Source organism: Fulvivirga sp. M361, from assembly GCF_007097395.1.
Lineage (GTDB): Bacteria > Bacteroidota > Bacteroidia > Cytophagales > Cyclobacteriaceae > Fulvivirga.
On record NZ_VKDC01000001.1, the window covers coordinates 213,151 to 227,321 of the forward strand.

Here is a 14,171-nt window from a genome sequence, read left to right on the forward strand (position 1 = left end):
CACCTCATTATAAACGGTTTTTAAAAGCAGTACTTTTGTGCTGCTTTTATTTTTTAATACCACTTATGCTACTATGATTGAGAAGCGTTGGGCATTTGAACCTACCCCTGACCCGGAGCTCATAAGCCAATTATCAAAAGCCATTAATACATCTGCTCCGCTGGCGACTATACTTTGTCAGCGCAACATTACCACGTTTAATGAGGCTAAAACTTTCTTTAACCCTTCCCTGGATCAACTGCATGACCCTTTCCTGATGAAGGACATGGACCGGGCAGTACACAGGATATGGGATGCGATAGAAAAACAGGAGAAGGTTCTGATCTATGGTGATTATGATGTAGATGGTACCACTTCTGTGGCGTTATTTTTTGGCTTTCTCAATTCATTTTATACTTCATGTGATTTTTACATACCTGACCGATACAGCGAGGGATATGGGATCTCGCAACAAGGCATAGACTGGGCATATGAAAATAACGTTGCATTGATCATAGCTCTGGATTGCGGTATAAAGTCAGTAGAACTTACCACATATGCTAAAGACAAGGGTATAGATCTCATTATCTGTGATCACCACAGACCCGGAGACATTTTACCTCCTGCTGTGGCTATCCTGGATCCCAAAAGAGAGGATTGCTCTTATCCTTTTAAAGAACTATCCGGTTGTGGTATAGGCTTCAAACTTATGCAAGCCTTGCTGGACCAGAAACCCGAGCTCGATATTGACCCCCTGGACTTCCTTGACCTGGTAGCCGTGAGTATTGCCTCAGATATTGTGCCGGTTAGCGGTGAGAATAGGGTGCTTGCATACTACGGGCTTAAGAGACTGAATGCTGAACCAAGACCCGGGCTCAAGGCACTCATGGACCTGGCCGGCATCCACCGGGGCATTACCGTTACGGGTATTGTATTCGGGCTGGCCCCTCGCATTAATGCCGCGGGACGCATCTCTCATGCTAAAATGGCAGTAAACCTGCTACTGGCAGATTCTATAGAAGAGGCGGGTCAATTAGCTTCCAAGCTTAACATCAAAAATAATACTAGAAAAGATTTTGACGCCGGAATCACGCAGGAAGCGCTGGCCATGATTGAACAAAACGATGAACTACGGCTATCAAAAAGTACGGTGTTATACAAAGAAGACTGGCATAAAGGGGTTATTGGCATTGTGGCGTCCCGTTGTATCGAAAAGTACCATCGCCCCACCATTATTTTGACTGCATCTAATAACAAGGCGACAGGGTCTGCACGGTCTGTACCTGGTTTTGATGTATACAATGCCATCTCATCGTGCAGCGAGGTACTTGAGCAATACGGTGGCCACAAATATGCGGCAGGGCTCACGCTTGAGATTGACAAAATAGCTGAATTTCAGCAACGGTTTGAGGAAGAGGTCTCCCGTACCATTACTGACGAACAGCTTATTCCCCGGATAGACATTGACTGCACACTGGACCCGGACCACATCACAGATAAGTTTCTAAAAGTACTGGAAAGAATGGCTCCATTCGGCCCTGAAAATCTTCGCCCGGTTTTTGCTAGCACTAATTGCGAGATCGTCGGATCAGTGAGAATACTTAAAGAAGAACACCTGAAATTCACGGTAAAGAGAAAAGGTGGCGTAAAAAAGTGGGAAGCTATCGCATTCAAACAGGCCACCAGGTATGATTTGCTATGCAGTGGGAAACCGTTCCGGCTGGCCTATACGGTAGAAGAAAATGAATATAAGGGATTAAAATCGATACAACTGAACGTCAAAGATCTACGTTTTGATCAGTAATTTTTAACAACATGATTCTTAAGGCAGACAACTTAGTAAAGAAATATAAAAAAAGAACAGTAGTAAACGACGTATCCGTTACGGTCAGACAAGGGGAAATTGTTGGGTTATTAGGACCTAACGGAGCCGGCAAAACCACTACATTTTACATGATAGTAGGACTGATCAAGCCGAATGAAGGCGAGATTTTCCTGGATGATGAGAATATTACGAGCTTACCTATGTATCGCAGGGCTAAAAGAGGAATTGGCTACCTGGCACAAGAAGCATCGGTGTTTAGAAAGCTTAGCGTGGAAGAAAATATTCGTGCGGTGTTAGAAATGCGCAATATTCCTAAAAAAGACCAAAAGGAGAAAACAGAAGCTTTGCTGGAGGAGTTCAGCCTTACGCACGTACGTAAAAACCTGGGCATAGTGCTCTCGGGAGGTGAACGCAGAAGAACAGAAATTGCCAGGGCACTGGCAGTCGACCCCAGTTTTGTATTATTAGATGAACCCTTTGCAGGTGTAGACCCTATAGCGGTGGAAGAAATTCAGAGCATCGTAGCCCAGTTAAAAGACAAAAATATTGGTATCCTGATCACAGACCATAACGTAAATGAAACCTTATCAATCACCGACAGGGCTTACCTTATGTTTGAAGGAAAACTCCTAAAGGCCGGATCAGCAGAAGAACTGGCTGCCGATGAACAGGTACGTAGGGTTTACCTGGGTCAGCATTTTGAGCTAAAACGTAAGATCTAAATAACCCGTTTCACAACATGCATAATAAATAATCTATTTTTAATGCGTTTTATTTATTAGTATGTTCATTCATTCGTTACTTTAACAAGACAATAAACGCACCTACTACTTCTGGACATCCTAAATTCAATACTAACCTGGGTCATGAAGAAGCGGATACATGATATCGAGCTCTTCATAAAATATCCACATGAGGTACAGGAGGATATACTCCATGAATTAATACGAAAAGCCAAAAACACCGAGTTTGGTAAGAAATTCGGTTTTGAGTCTGTACGGTCCTATGACAACTTCAAGAACAACGTTCCGGTACAGTCGTATGAGCAGCTTTTCCCTTATATAGACAGGATAATGAAAGGCGAGCAAAATGTCCTGTGGCCCACTGAGATCACCTGGTTCGCTAAATCATCGGGAACTACGAATGCCCGTAGCAAGTTTATTCCGGTTTCCACTGAAGCCCTGGAAGATTGTCACTTTAAAGGTGGAAAGGACCTGATCTCCATTTATGTGAATAGTCATCCTGACTCACGCATGTTCGCCGGTAAAGGACTAGCCATAGGGGGAAGTCACCAGATCAATGAGTACGACCCTAAGGGTAGTTCATATTATGGTGATGTATCTGCCGTAATCATGCAAAACCTACCCCTTTGGGCACAGGTTATCCGTACACCCAGCCTGGAAGTAGCCCTGATGGACCGGTGGGAAGAGAAAATTGAAAAAATGGCCCGGATCACTGCCGAACAAAACGTAAGCAACCTTTCCGGAGTACCTACATGGACCATACTTCTACTCCAGAAAATAATGGAGATAAAGTCCACCGATAACTTAATGGACGTATGGCCAAACCTTGAGGTATTCTTTCATGGAGCAGTAGCTTTTACTCCCTACCGCAAGCTATTTGAAAAACTGATACCATCAGACAAGATGCAGTATTGTGAAACATACAATGCTTCCGAAGGGTTTTTCGGTATCCAGGATCAACGAGATAGTGATGAGCTTTTATTAATGCTGGACTATGGCATATACTATGAGTTCATACCTTTTGATGAAATTGGCAACGAACACCCACAAACCATCGGACTTTCAGAGGTAAAGATAGGGGAGAATTATGCCATGCTGATTTCCACCAATTCCGGATTATGGCGCTATAGTATTGGTGATACTGTCAAATTTACTTCTACTAGTCCTTACAGGATCAGGATCAGTGGTCGCACCAAACACTTTATCAATGCTTTTGGCGAAGAGTTGATCATTGAAAATGCAGAACACGCTATCACCGAAGCCTGTGACCGTACCGGAGCCATAATTGACAACTTTACGGCAGCACCTATCTACTTCAATGAAAGCAACTCAGGGGGTCACGAATGGATCGTGGAATTTAAGCACGCTCCTACTGACCTGGACACGTTCAAAATGTCATTGGACCAGAAGTTACGTGAGATCAACTCAGATTATGACGCCAAAAGGTATATGGATATAGCCCTGAAATCTCCTGTAATTCATGCGGTAAGAGAAGGTACATTCTACCGGTGGATGAAAAAAAGAGGGAAACTGGGAGGTCAAAACAAGGTACCAAGGCTGTCTAATACCCGCGAATATGTAGAAGACCTGCTTGAGATGGTGTATAAAGAATCATTACTCGTCCAGTCTAATCAATAAACGCTGTGACATTTCAATAATGAGCCCTCACAACTGGTTAAGGGCCCATTATTCGATGTATATTACTACGTCCTAATTAAAGTCTTTTCCCTCTGTAAGAGATTTCACATACCCTTCCAGGAATGTTTTACTTCCGTCAGGGGCCTTTTCCAGTGCTGTTTTTTCGTACTTCAGTGCTTTCTGATATTCGCCCATGGCAGAGTATCCTCTCGCTAATCCATGTGGGGCCAACCAGTGTTCAGGCCATTTCTTGCTTGCCTTTTTAAAAATTTCAAGGGCTTTAGCATCTTTATCTGCCGCAATCAGGCTCCGTCCGTATCCGTAATAATCATTGACAGTAGCTGCAGGATCTTCCAAAGCCTCTTCCATAATGGTAAGCGCCTCTGCTTCCTTACCCATAGCGTTCAGCACAGACGCCTTGGTAGATAAGGTCTGAAAGTTTCTCTGACTAAAAAACTGTCCTTCTATAGCCGCGTTGGCCCAGGTAAGAGCGTCGTCAAGGTGAATATTATTCTGAATCAAGTAGTTAGCAGCAGATGTCCAACTGTTAAGCTGAAAGCCCGGACTGCTTTCCAATTCATGTTTTATATTTTGATATACCAGTTCAGGAGTATTTACTTCGATGGTAAAAGGTATTCTCTTTTTCTCCCAGTCCAGGGCAAGTGTTGCTTTACTTGTAGAAACTTCAGGAAAATGATATGTCAATACATTTGTTTGGGGTATTTCAGTGCTTTGAACATCTACTCTGAGCGCATCATCACTTTCCTTATAGAAATAGCTTCCCCAGGCCTGAGTACTTTTAGAGAATATCACCGTGGCTTTCCCGTCTTCAAATACTCCATAATGAAGTCCATACGTGCCGGCTTGCAGGTCTTTACCTTCTATTTTCACATCATGGGAAAAGGTAATTACCGTATTTTCATTAGCTCCGCCACGCCAGGGCGCTGATTTTGAGGTACCAAAACCAAGGTTAGTAAACCCATAAGGTACCACCTGTCCCCAAATGTTACCTGTTCTATCCTGACCCTGAGGGCTTACCACACTAGGCCTGGAATAATTGACGGTCACCTTAGTGATCCCGATAGTCTGAGATACCTCAGCAGCTCCGCTGGTACGCGGAAGTGTTACACCTTGTGCCACGGCTTGCTGAAGGCTTAAAATACCTCCGGTTACCAATGACATCATCATAAGTAATGGTTTGAATTGCATAATAGTAGTTTAAGTGATTGAAAAGATAGGCTCTGACCGATTCAGTAAGTATTACGAGATCTATATCTTATGCATTTTACTATTACATAACATAAAAGCTACCGAGGATAAGTGGTGAATATAGCGGGTGGATGTATTTTCACGTAAACCGGATCAAAAGCTAACTATTGCTATTTACATAAATTAAGAGAGGCATTCCTCATACAATATTGAAAAGCCTTTTGTGGAACTGAGTATTTTTCAGTCTTCATCTACTTCAGCATTACGAGGTTATTTTATCTTTAACCAACTTTATGTAATCTTTGAATAGAAAATTTTTCATTTTTTTAAACAATCAGAAACTCTACGGGTTTATAGTTCTAATTAATGACCAATAGTCATTTAAATGGTAAGAAAGCGAGCAACACCGGAATTTAGAAAAAACCAAATTATAGCAGCAGCTGATTTGGTATTACTTGAGGTAGGCATTGAACGATTTACTGTAGACCAGGTCATTGGTAAAGCTAAAATCGCCAAAGGAACGGTATATAATTACTATCACGATAAAGACGGAATGCTCGCTGAACTCGGTTACAAGGCTTTAGCGCTATTATATCAGCATTTTAATACCGCTATTGAGCAACATAGTAGCAGTATAGCACAAGTTAAAGCAATTTGTAAAACTACTTACACCTATTATAAAATGTACCCGCAATACTTCGATCTGATCTCTTACATGGAGCGGCCTGATTTTAATATAGCTGTAGTGGATTATCTAAAATTAAGTGACGATATCACTCAAATGGTCAATAAGGTATTGATAAAGGGACATGAAAAAGGTGAAATTAAGCCGTCACTACAGCCCCAGATGATTACTTATATTATCTGGGCATGCACAGTTGGAGTGGTTCAATTCGTAGAAACCAAAAAAAAACTACTTAAAAACCACCATGAAATAAATACAGAGCATATGCTGGATGTTTTTGCGGACATGATTACAGAAGGAATTAAAAAGTAAAAAATTTTAACAATAAATGACTAATAGTCACTAATGAAATTGCTACCTACATACGTTTCTATTCTATCCATTTACCTCATAGGCATGGACCTGTACTTTTGCTTCTGGTACCTGGGAAGTGATGGAGATGCGATAAGGTGGTCACACAAAGAGATCACTTTTTATATTGTATGGGTTAGCGCAAATCTGGCAGTCGTTTCCACCATGGGGAGCCTAATAGTACTTAACAAGCAGTTTTTAGCTATCTCAACCTCCACATCCGGATTAAATTCCGGAACCACGGAGTTCCTCTTCAAATGTCTGTTCGGAATACTCTTTTTCATTGGAATGATATTTCTCTTCTGCGGCAGCATCAGCGGGTTTCATTTTCAAAATGCATTTAGCTACATAGGTACATCAGGATTCCTGTCAATATCAATTTATCACATGATGCTGGTTATCGTGATCATATCTGTTCTCAATCTCAACCTTCGCTTAGGGGGCATACGAAAAGTTTTCAACTATTTTTTTAAATGGATCTACCCGCCACGCCAGGTCGAAATGGGTTTTATGTTTTTAGACCTGAATGATTCAACCGGTATTGCTGAGAAACTGACAAGCGATGACTATAGCGCCTTGCTAAGAGATTGCTTTAATCTACTGGATAAGGCTGTGGCTGAAAAAGACGGAATTGACATTTATCAGTATGTAGGCGATGAGGCTGTGCTGTATTGGGATTATAATGACCTGTACAGATGTAGAGAGGCCATACGTCTCTTCCATTCATTTAAAGAAAGGTTATCAAAAAAAATGAACTACTTTCTCGTTCGATATAATGTAATGCCTACATTCAAAAGCGCTCTCCACGGTGGAACGGTCACGCAGTCTGAAATTGGACAAAAAGTAATTCATACTGCTTTTCATGGAGATGTTGTGAATACGACCTCCCGCATACTCAGTATTTGTCATAAACTTCAGACCGACTTCTTAATGAGTGAATCTTATTTTATGCGGTTGAAAAAGCTTGAACTGAAACAGAAATATGAAAAAATCAACGATGTCATATTGAATGGAAAACTTCACAAGCTGACCGTATACAAACCGTTTTATGGGACCAAAAAGCAAGACAATAAATTTTACGAATAGAAAATGACCAGCAGTCAATAATTAAACAGAATGAAAACAATGAAGCAAAAGACAAAAACGATAATCCTTCTGATGATAGGCGTAATTGTAAGCATGGGGCTGATATCTTACCAGGTAAAGAAAGAAGAACCCGAAGGAGCAGTTAATGCAATAAAAGATAAACAAGCCGCGCAAGGGGAGAAACCAGCTAATGTTACAGGTACATTTACATTATCCAGAAAAGATCTGGAGTTAATCCGGGTTAAAAACTCTAATCAATCACTCGCCTGGTCCATTAGTGGACGAGTGGCACCGAAAAATACTACACACGTTTTTTCAGAGGTCCAGGGTAAGGTATTAAATGAAGGGTTTAAACTTAAAGCCGGCCTCCAGTTTCGTGCAGGTGAGCCATTACTTCAACTTGACTCACAGGAATTTACTCTTCAATTAGAGTCACAAAGAAGTGCCTTTCTTAATATTTTGACCGGAATGATGCCAGATTTAAAGGCAGATTACCCTGATAACTATCAGAACTGGCTGAATTACATTCAGAGCTATGAAAATGGTCAGTTACTTGCCGCTCTACCCACTACAAAATCTGACGGGAAAAGTATTTTGTCACCTCTAATAGGGTCTACAGCACCTTCTACACCATTAAAGCACAAGAAGAGCGATTAGCTAAGTATACCATTGTAGCTCCCTACAACGGGCTGGTAACTGAAGCCCTGGCAGACAAAGGAAGTTTGGTGTCTCCGGGACAAATGGTAGGTACGATCATAAACAATCAGCATTTCGAACTGGAAGCAGCAGCCAGCATTGAAGTAGTGTCTAAACTGAAGGTTGGGGACCAAATTAAATTCCAAAGCAACGAAATCGAAGGAGATTGGATAGGGACAGTAATCCGAATAAATGAAATAGTTGACACCAAAACACAGAACATACCTATCTATTTCGATATCAAAGGCCCCAACCTCAAAGCAGGCATGTACCTGGAAGGTGTATTTATGGGAATATCTTACGGGAATGTATTCACTATTCCATCTTCTATACTGACCAGAGATGACAAGGTGCTGTTACTCAAGGACGGTGTGATCATAGGAAAGCCAGTAGAACTGGTGGAGTTCATGCAGGACTCTATCCTCGTTCGTGGGCTTTCAAACCAGGACTTGCTTATTGCTAATCAATTCAGTGTGCCTGTGGAAGGCCTGAAACTCTCAATGTAATATCATGAAAAAGATAATTAGTTTCCTGGCGCAAAAGCCAAGGACCGTAGATATATTCGTTGGACTGATCATCCTGGTAGGGTTAATGACGTTATCTAAGATCAGATCAAACTTCTTGCCCCCTGAACCTGAAAATTTTATCACCATCAGTATAGTATATCGGGGGGCTTCTCCACAAGAGATTGAAGAAGAAGTGGTAAATAAAATTGAAGATAACCTGGAGGGTCTCAAGGGAATCGACCGCGTTACCTCCGTTTCCAAAGAAAGTTTCGCAGATATCCGGGTAGAGATGCTGGAAAATGCAGACCCGAGCGAGGTTCTTCAAGATATAAATAATGCAGTCGACCGGATCACTACCTTCCCAAAAGGCATGGACACTCCGGTGATCATGAAAGAAGAGATCCTTAACTACACGATGACGTTAGGCCTTATGGGCGACGTAAGCCTAAGTAGTTTAAAAGACCATGCAAAATACATTAAAGATGATCTATTGGCCTCACCGAATTTATCACAGATCTTCATTAACGGATTTCCGGAGGAAGAAATTGAAGTCAGGCTAAGAGAAAAAGATCTGAGAGCTTATGAACTGACGTTTGATGAAGTCAGCAGAGCCATACAATCTGCCAATTTGAAAGCCTCTGGTGGTGAATTGGAAACAGGCTCCCAAAAAATCCTCATCAGGCTCGACAACCGATCCTACTATGCAAAAGGACTACTGAGTACTGTCATAAAAGCCACACCAGATGGAAAAATTATTCGCCTAAATGATGTAGCTGAAGTGGAAAACATCTTTGCTGACAAACCGGAACGCACCTACGTGAATGGAAAGCCCTCGGTAATCCTTAAAATTTTCAGTCGGAGCAAAGAAGATATCTTACAGAATGCCAAAATTGTGGCTGACTATGCCGAAAAATTCAATCAAAACAATGCTTCGATCCAGGCTGTAATCATCGAGGACAAAACTATTTCCCTGGTCGAAACTATTGACCGGTTGAAAAATAACGCATGGCAAGGTGTCTTCCTTGTCCTGGTGGTACTGGGGTTATTTTTACATCCGAGAATTGCTTTTTGGGTTGCCTTTAAGATCCCTGTGGCATTACTCGGTATGTTCATCATTTCCAACTTTTATGATCTGACTTTAAATCAAGTCTCCCTTTTTGGAACCATTGTGGTATTAGGAATTTTGGTGGATGACGGAGTAGTGGTGGCCGAAAATATCTATCAACATTTTAAAAATGGCAAGAACGCTCTTCAATCAGCGATTGATGGAACATTAGAAGTAGTTCCATCCATTATATCTTCGTTGGTAACCACTGCTTTGGCATTCTCATTGTTTTTCTTTTTGGATGGCCAACTGGGCGACTACTTCACCGAGATCTCTTTTGTGGTTTGTGCTACCTTATTTGTAGCCTTATTGGAAAGCTTATTTTTTCTTCCTGTTCACATTGCCCGGTCAAAAGCACTTGGAAAAGATGATAAACCCTGGAAACTAACACAGAAAACAAACAAGTCGCTCTCCATATTTCGAGACAAAGTGTATACTAAAGTTATTGATTTTTCTATCAAAAGTCCTGCAATCCCGATTATCGGAGTACTTGTGATCATGATCCTGACGATTACCGCCGGGGCTTCAGGTTTAATCAAAGGCACGTTCTTCCCCAATATTGACCAGGATGTGATCAGCGCCCGGTTAGAACTTCCTTTAGGTACTGACGAATCCATGATCAATAACAAACTCGCTGAGATGGAAAAAGCTGTTTGGAAAGTAAATGAGCACTACAGCGAGCAGCGCGAAGACGGTAAAAGCATCATCAACTATGTAGAGCGGGTAATAGGTCCTTCAAGCAACGAAGGAAAGCTTAATATTTATATGATGGAAGGTGACACCCGAAACATCAAATCCTTTGATATAGCTGACCGTATCAGGGAAGAAGTAGGGACTGTTCCGGAAGCTACAAATCTTGCTTACGGCAGTATACCCATCTTTGGTAAACCAGTCTCTATCGCTTTGGTAGGCAGGGACCTTGATGAACTAAGGATGGCAAAAAACAGGTTAAGGGCCTTTCTTTCCGCACGTGAAGACCTCAAAGACGTCACGGATACGGACAAATTAGGAATGCCTGAAGTGGAGATGCAATTAACAAATAAAGCAAAATTCCTTGGGTTAACTGAAGGACAAGTGTTTGACCAGGTCCGAAAGGGCTTCTTTGGTTTGGAAGTACAAAGCTTACAACGCAAGGATGAAGAAGTGAAAGTTTGGATCCGATACGATGAAGAAGATACGAGATCAATCAACGATCTAAAAGGAGTCCGGCTACAAACTCCCGGCGGGGCCTCTTACCCAATCGAAGAACTGGCCACGTTCCGGCAAAAGACCAATGTAACCGAAATCAATCACCAAAATGGTATTCGTGAGATTAGAGTTGAAGCAGATATTGCTAACCTCCTGGTATCCGTTCCGGCAGTACTTGCTGATGCAGAGGCCACGGTTCTAAAAGAAATTACAGAAGAGTTTCCCAATCTATGGTATACATTGGAAGGCGAGGCAAGACTCTCATCGAAAACGCAAAACTCCAGCCAGGATCCAAGTACAATCGTCATGATACTGATGGTCACCGTGCTGCTAATCAACTACAGATCACTAAGTAAAGCGATAGCCATTTTAGCTTTATTGCCTTTTGCTTACATAGGCGTAGCCTGGGGAACATTTGTACACGGACTCCCGGTAAATATTTTTTCTATACTAGGGATGATCGCCCTGTGGGGAATTCTCATCAATAATGGATTAGTGTTGATCTCTACGTATAATGAAAACATAAAATCCGGTATGTCTGTAAAGGAAAGTATTCGGGTTGCTGCAATTTCCAGGTTCAGGCCCATTGTTCTGACAACGATCACTACTGTTTTTGGACTGCTCCCTCTATTGCTAAACAATTCCGTGAGTTCACAATTCATCAAGCCTACTGCCATTGCAATTGCTTATGGATTGATTTTCGGGACAGTATTAACACTGGCGTTTTTGCCTTCTGTTCTACTGATCCTCAATAAAATAAAAGTATTCTATCATAACACTATTCGAAGACAAAGTGCCCAACCTGAAGAGTTGGATGTAGTTATGAAGGAGCTTAGGAATGAGATGTCCGTTTAATTCAACTTTAAAATAATGAAAAAGACCATATATATATATTCATATTGGGTGCAGGTGTTATTTTCAATGCGGCAGCACAAGTTAGCGATATGCTAACCCTCGAAGAAGCCATTGCATTAGGACTTGAAAATAACCAGGGGTTAAAGATCCGGCAACGTCAGGTGGACATTGCCGCTAACAACGTATTTCCGGGAAATGCCGGGCTTGTACCCACTATTAGCCTTATTGCTAATGCTGACTATCAACGTAATGATACTGACGTCGTGATCCGGACTTTCGCTAAAAGTCCTCCAGTAGTTTCCGTGAGTGATGGTGCAGCGGCAACAACCACTTACTCAGCGGTGGTCCAGGCAGATTATTCATTACTTGGAGGCTTCAGTGGACGCTATCAATCAAACGATTATTACCATTTCTGATCTCTTCCTTGAAATAGCCAAACTACAAAGTCAGGAAGAGCTCCTGGACAAAAATGTGAAAATTGGTCAGGAGCGTTTAGAAAAAGTAGAGGATCAGTTTGCATTTGGTAAAGTCACGGGACTAGACGTTCTTCGGGCTAAAACAGACCTGAACCAAGACCGTTCCGCCCTGGATAATATACTGGTAGTTAAAAATAACCTGAAGCGGGATCTTAACTTTCTGATTGGTCTTGAAGCTGAAATGAAATACCGCGTATCAGTAAGTTATCAACCACCACAACCCCTTAGTATAGACGCTTTAAAGAGTGAAGTTGTAGTCAATAACCCGGAAATTCAGCTAAGAAATAGCGGAGTCCAGGCAGCCAACAAATGGCTATTTTAATCAGGAGAATGACCTTCAGCAACTGGCGGAAATTGAGACATTAGGCTACACGGTAGGTATAGGTTTGCGTTACAACCTGTTTAATGGAGATCGTACAGGCCGCAGAATACAGGGGGCCAGGTTGAACCAGGAAATAAGTCAATTTCAAAAGCAACAATCTGAGGACCGCCTGTTGGCTGAAGCCGTAAAACAGCAGAACAATTTAACACTGCTACAAGACCAGCTCAAGCGCAAAGAAGAAAATATCAAGACCTTCAAGGAAAGCTATGTACGTACAGAAGAACGGTTTTACAACGGCAAAGTGACCTCTTTGGACTTGAGAGATGCACAAAATGCGCTTTTGAATGCTGAGATCATGATCAATAACCTTAAAGCTGATATTATGAGGTCTTCCCTTCACCTGGAAGCATTGAAAGGGAAACTAATAGGTCAAAACAATTAGAACAGAGTTAGTGGGCGTGCCCAAAAGATAAAAGGGCTAACCATCGTCATATATGTACCCGAAAGGATAACAAAGAACCCTTTCCTGACACCTCAGCCAAATTGGTCTTAACATTTGATTGAATAAGGGCTGAAGTAATAATATGGAGCTCCGGTTACCTGGCAACACTATTATATTTACCAATGAAAACATCAGGTGCTCCAACAAGTACAGTACACCCATCGTTTAAGGGTTTCTCTTAAATAAGAAATCAGATGGCCTGTATTCTCAACGTTGAAACATGGTAATGTATAGCAGAAGAACCCTATGCTTTATTGTAGAAATCGAAATTATTGTCTGACCTGTTAACGAAATTGATCTATAATCAATGATGTAAAACTTCGGGTTCCGGCGAGCACGGTGGTAAGTCAGTCCTTTTTACTTTTGATCAGGTAGGTTTTGTTTTCATCACCATGTACAAGACGCTTGATGTTTTTGTTATGCGTCCATACGATCACTATGAATAGGAAAAGTCCGAAAATGATCAGCAGAGGCTCGCCTGTTTTGAACCTTGGGATGAACATTAACATAAAAGGAAACGAAAGTGCTCCGATAATAGAAGATAACGAAACGTACTTTGTAATGATCAAAGAGATGAGGAATACCAGCACGCAGGCTATGGCCACTTCGTAATGTATGGATATCATCATACCCAGAAGTGTGGCAACACCTTTACCTCCTTTAAAATTGAGAAATACGGAAAAAATGTGACCTGTAACGGCAACCACCCCAAAGATCAATTTATATGTTACCAGATCAGGCGCTGCAATTACGTTGCTTCGCACCAGTAGTGTAGCAATGGAAGTGGCTGCGAGCCCTTTGATGATGTCTCCCAACATTACAATGGTTCCAGCTCTTTTCCCCAACACTCTGAATGCATTCGTTGCACCAGGATTACCGCTGCCGTGCTCTCTGACATCCATACCAAATACCGCTTTACCAAACCAAACGGCAGTAGGGATCGAGCCTAGTACGTAACATAATATCAAAGAAATAGCAACGGGAAGCACCTCCATATAGTAATGT

The 14,171-nt window shown here is 41.8% G+C and carries 11 protein-coding genes and 1 pseudogene; 10 read left to right on the forward strand and 2 right to left on the reverse strand.

Annotated elements, in window-relative coordinates:
• Positions 1-73: 73 nt before the first annotated feature.
• The 3 genes from recJ to FNH22_RS00865 all read left to right on the forward strand — a co-directional run bounded on the left by recJ (position 74) and on the right by FNH22_RS00865 (position 4,185).
• Positions 74-1,783, forward strand: a complete 1,710-nt coding sequence (recJ, locus tag FNH22_RS00855; RefSeq protein ID WP_143396515.1) for a single-stranded-DNA-specific exonuclease RecJ — start codon at positions 74-76, stop codon at positions 1,781-1,783.
• Between the two features lie 11 nt (positions 1,784-1,794).
• Positions 1,795-2,526: an LPS export ABC transporter ATP-binding protein gene (gene lptB, locus FNH22_RS00860; RefSeq protein ID WP_143396395.1), complete on the forward strand. Its 732-nt coding sequence runs from the start codon at positions 1,795-1,797 to the stop codon at positions 2,524-2,526.
• Between the two features lie 144 nt (positions 2,527-2,670).
• On the forward strand, positions 2,671-4,185 hold the full coding sequence (locus tag FNH22_RS00865) for a GH3 auxin-responsive promoter family protein (protein ID WP_185154021.1): 1,515 nt from the start codon (positions 2,671-2,673) through the stop codon (positions 4,183-4,185).
• Positions 4,186-4,257: 72 nt separating this feature from the next.
• Here FNH22_RS00865 and FNH22_RS00870 read toward each other — a convergent pair whose 3' ends face one another.
• Positions 4,258-5,394, reverse strand: a complete 1,137-nt coding sequence (locus FNH22_RS00870; RefSeq protein WP_143396397.1) for a DUF2911 domain-containing protein — start codon at positions 5,392-5,394, stop codon at positions 4,258-4,260.
• Positions 5,395-5,779: 385 nt separating this feature from the next.
• Here FNH22_RS00870 and FNH22_RS00875 point away from each other — a divergent pair, with 385 nt between their 5' ends.
• From FNH22_RS00875 to FNH22_RS00910, 7 genes and pseudogenes are all read left to right on the forward strand, one after another.
• Positions 5,780-6,391, forward strand: a complete 612-nt coding sequence (locus FNH22_RS00875; protein WP_143396398.1) for a TetR/AcrR family transcriptional regulator — start codon at positions 5,780-5,782, stop codon at positions 6,389-6,391.
• A gap of 33 nt (positions 6,392-6,424) precedes the next feature.
• Positions 6,425-7,516, forward strand: a complete 1,092-nt coding sequence (locus FNH22_RS00880) for an adenylate/guanylate cyclase domain-containing protein (protein WP_143396399.1) — start codon at positions 6,425-6,427, stop codon at positions 7,514-7,516.
• A gap of 39 nt (positions 7,517-7,555) precedes the next feature.
• A complete protein-coding gene (locus FNH22_RS00885; RefSeq protein ID WP_143396400.1) occupies positions 7,556-8,173 on the forward strand; it encodes a hypothetical protein in 618 nt (205 codons plus the stop codon).
• 11 nt (positions 8,174-8,184) lie between these two features.
• Positions 8,185-8,718, forward strand: a complete 534-nt coding sequence (locus FNH22_RS00890; RefSeq protein WP_255517953.1) for an efflux RND transporter periplasmic adaptor subunit — start codon at positions 8,185-8,187, stop codon at positions 8,716-8,718.
• 4 nt (positions 8,719-8,722) lie between these two features.
• Positions 8,723-11,866 carry an efflux RND transporter permease subunit gene (locus FNH22_RS00895; protein WP_143396402.1) on the forward strand — a complete coding sequence of 1,048 codons (3,144 nt, stop codon included), beginning with the start codon at positions 8,723-8,725 and terminating at the stop codon, positions 11,864-11,866.
• A gap of 89 nt (positions 11,867-11,955) precedes the next feature.
• Positions 11,956-12,664, forward strand: a pseudogene (locus FNH22_RS32830) (TolC family protein).
• A 31-nt stretch (positions 12,665-12,695) separates the two neighbouring features.
• Entirely contained in the window at positions 12,696-13,106 is a 411-nt protein-coding gene (locus FNH22_RS00910) for a TolC family protein (protein ID WP_255517954.1), read from the forward strand.
• Between the two features lie 407 nt (positions 13,107-13,513).
• Here the strand turns inward: FNH22_RS00910 and plsY are convergent, their stop codons facing one another.
• Positions 13,514-14,161 (reverse strand): glycerol-3-phosphate 1-O-acyltransferase PlsY, encoded by a 648-nt coding sequence (plsY, locus tag FNH22_RS00915; RefSeq protein ID WP_143396406.1) that lies wholly within the window; start codon positions 14,159-14,161, stop codon positions 13,514-13,516.
• Between the last annotated feature and the right edge of the window lie 10 nt (positions 14,162-14,171).

Excerpts from the sequence above, each read along its gene's own strand:
- FNH22_RS00895 (WP_143396402.1), top strand. The coding sequence starts at position 8,723 with ATGAAAAAGATAATTAGTTTCCTGGCGCAAAAGCCAAGGACCGTAGAT.
- recJ (WP_143396515.1), top strand. The coding sequence starts at position 74 with ATGATTGAGAAGCGTTGGGCATTTGAACCTACCCCTGACCCGGAGCTC.
- FNH22_RS00885 (WP_143396400.1), top strand. The coding sequence starts at position 7,556 with ATGAAGCAAAAGACAAAAACGATAATCCTTCTGATGATAGGCGTAATT.
- FNH22_RS00865 (WP_185154021.1), top strand. The coding sequence starts at position 2,671 with ATGAAGAAGCGGATACATGATATCGAGCTCTTCATAAAATATCCACAT.
- FNH22_RS00875 (WP_143396398.1), top strand. The coding sequence starts at position 5,780 with ATGGTAAGAAAGCGAGCAACACCGGAATTTAGAAAAAACCAAATTATA.
- plsY (WP_143396406.1), bottom strand. The coding sequence starts at position 14,161 with ATGGAGGTGCTTCCCGTTGCTATTTCTTTGATATTATGTTACGTACTA.
- FNH22_RS00870 (WP_143396397.1), bottom strand. The coding sequence starts at position 5,394 with ATGCAATTCAAACCATTACTTATGATGATGTCATTGGTAACCGGAGGT.
- FNH22_RS00880 (WP_143396399.1), top strand. The coding sequence starts at position 6,425 with ATGAAATTGCTACCTACATACGTTTCTATTCTATCCATTTACCTCATA.
- lptB (WP_143396395.1), top strand. The coding sequence starts at position 1,795 with ATGATTCTTAAGGCAGACAACTTAGTAAAGAAATATAAAAAAAGAACA.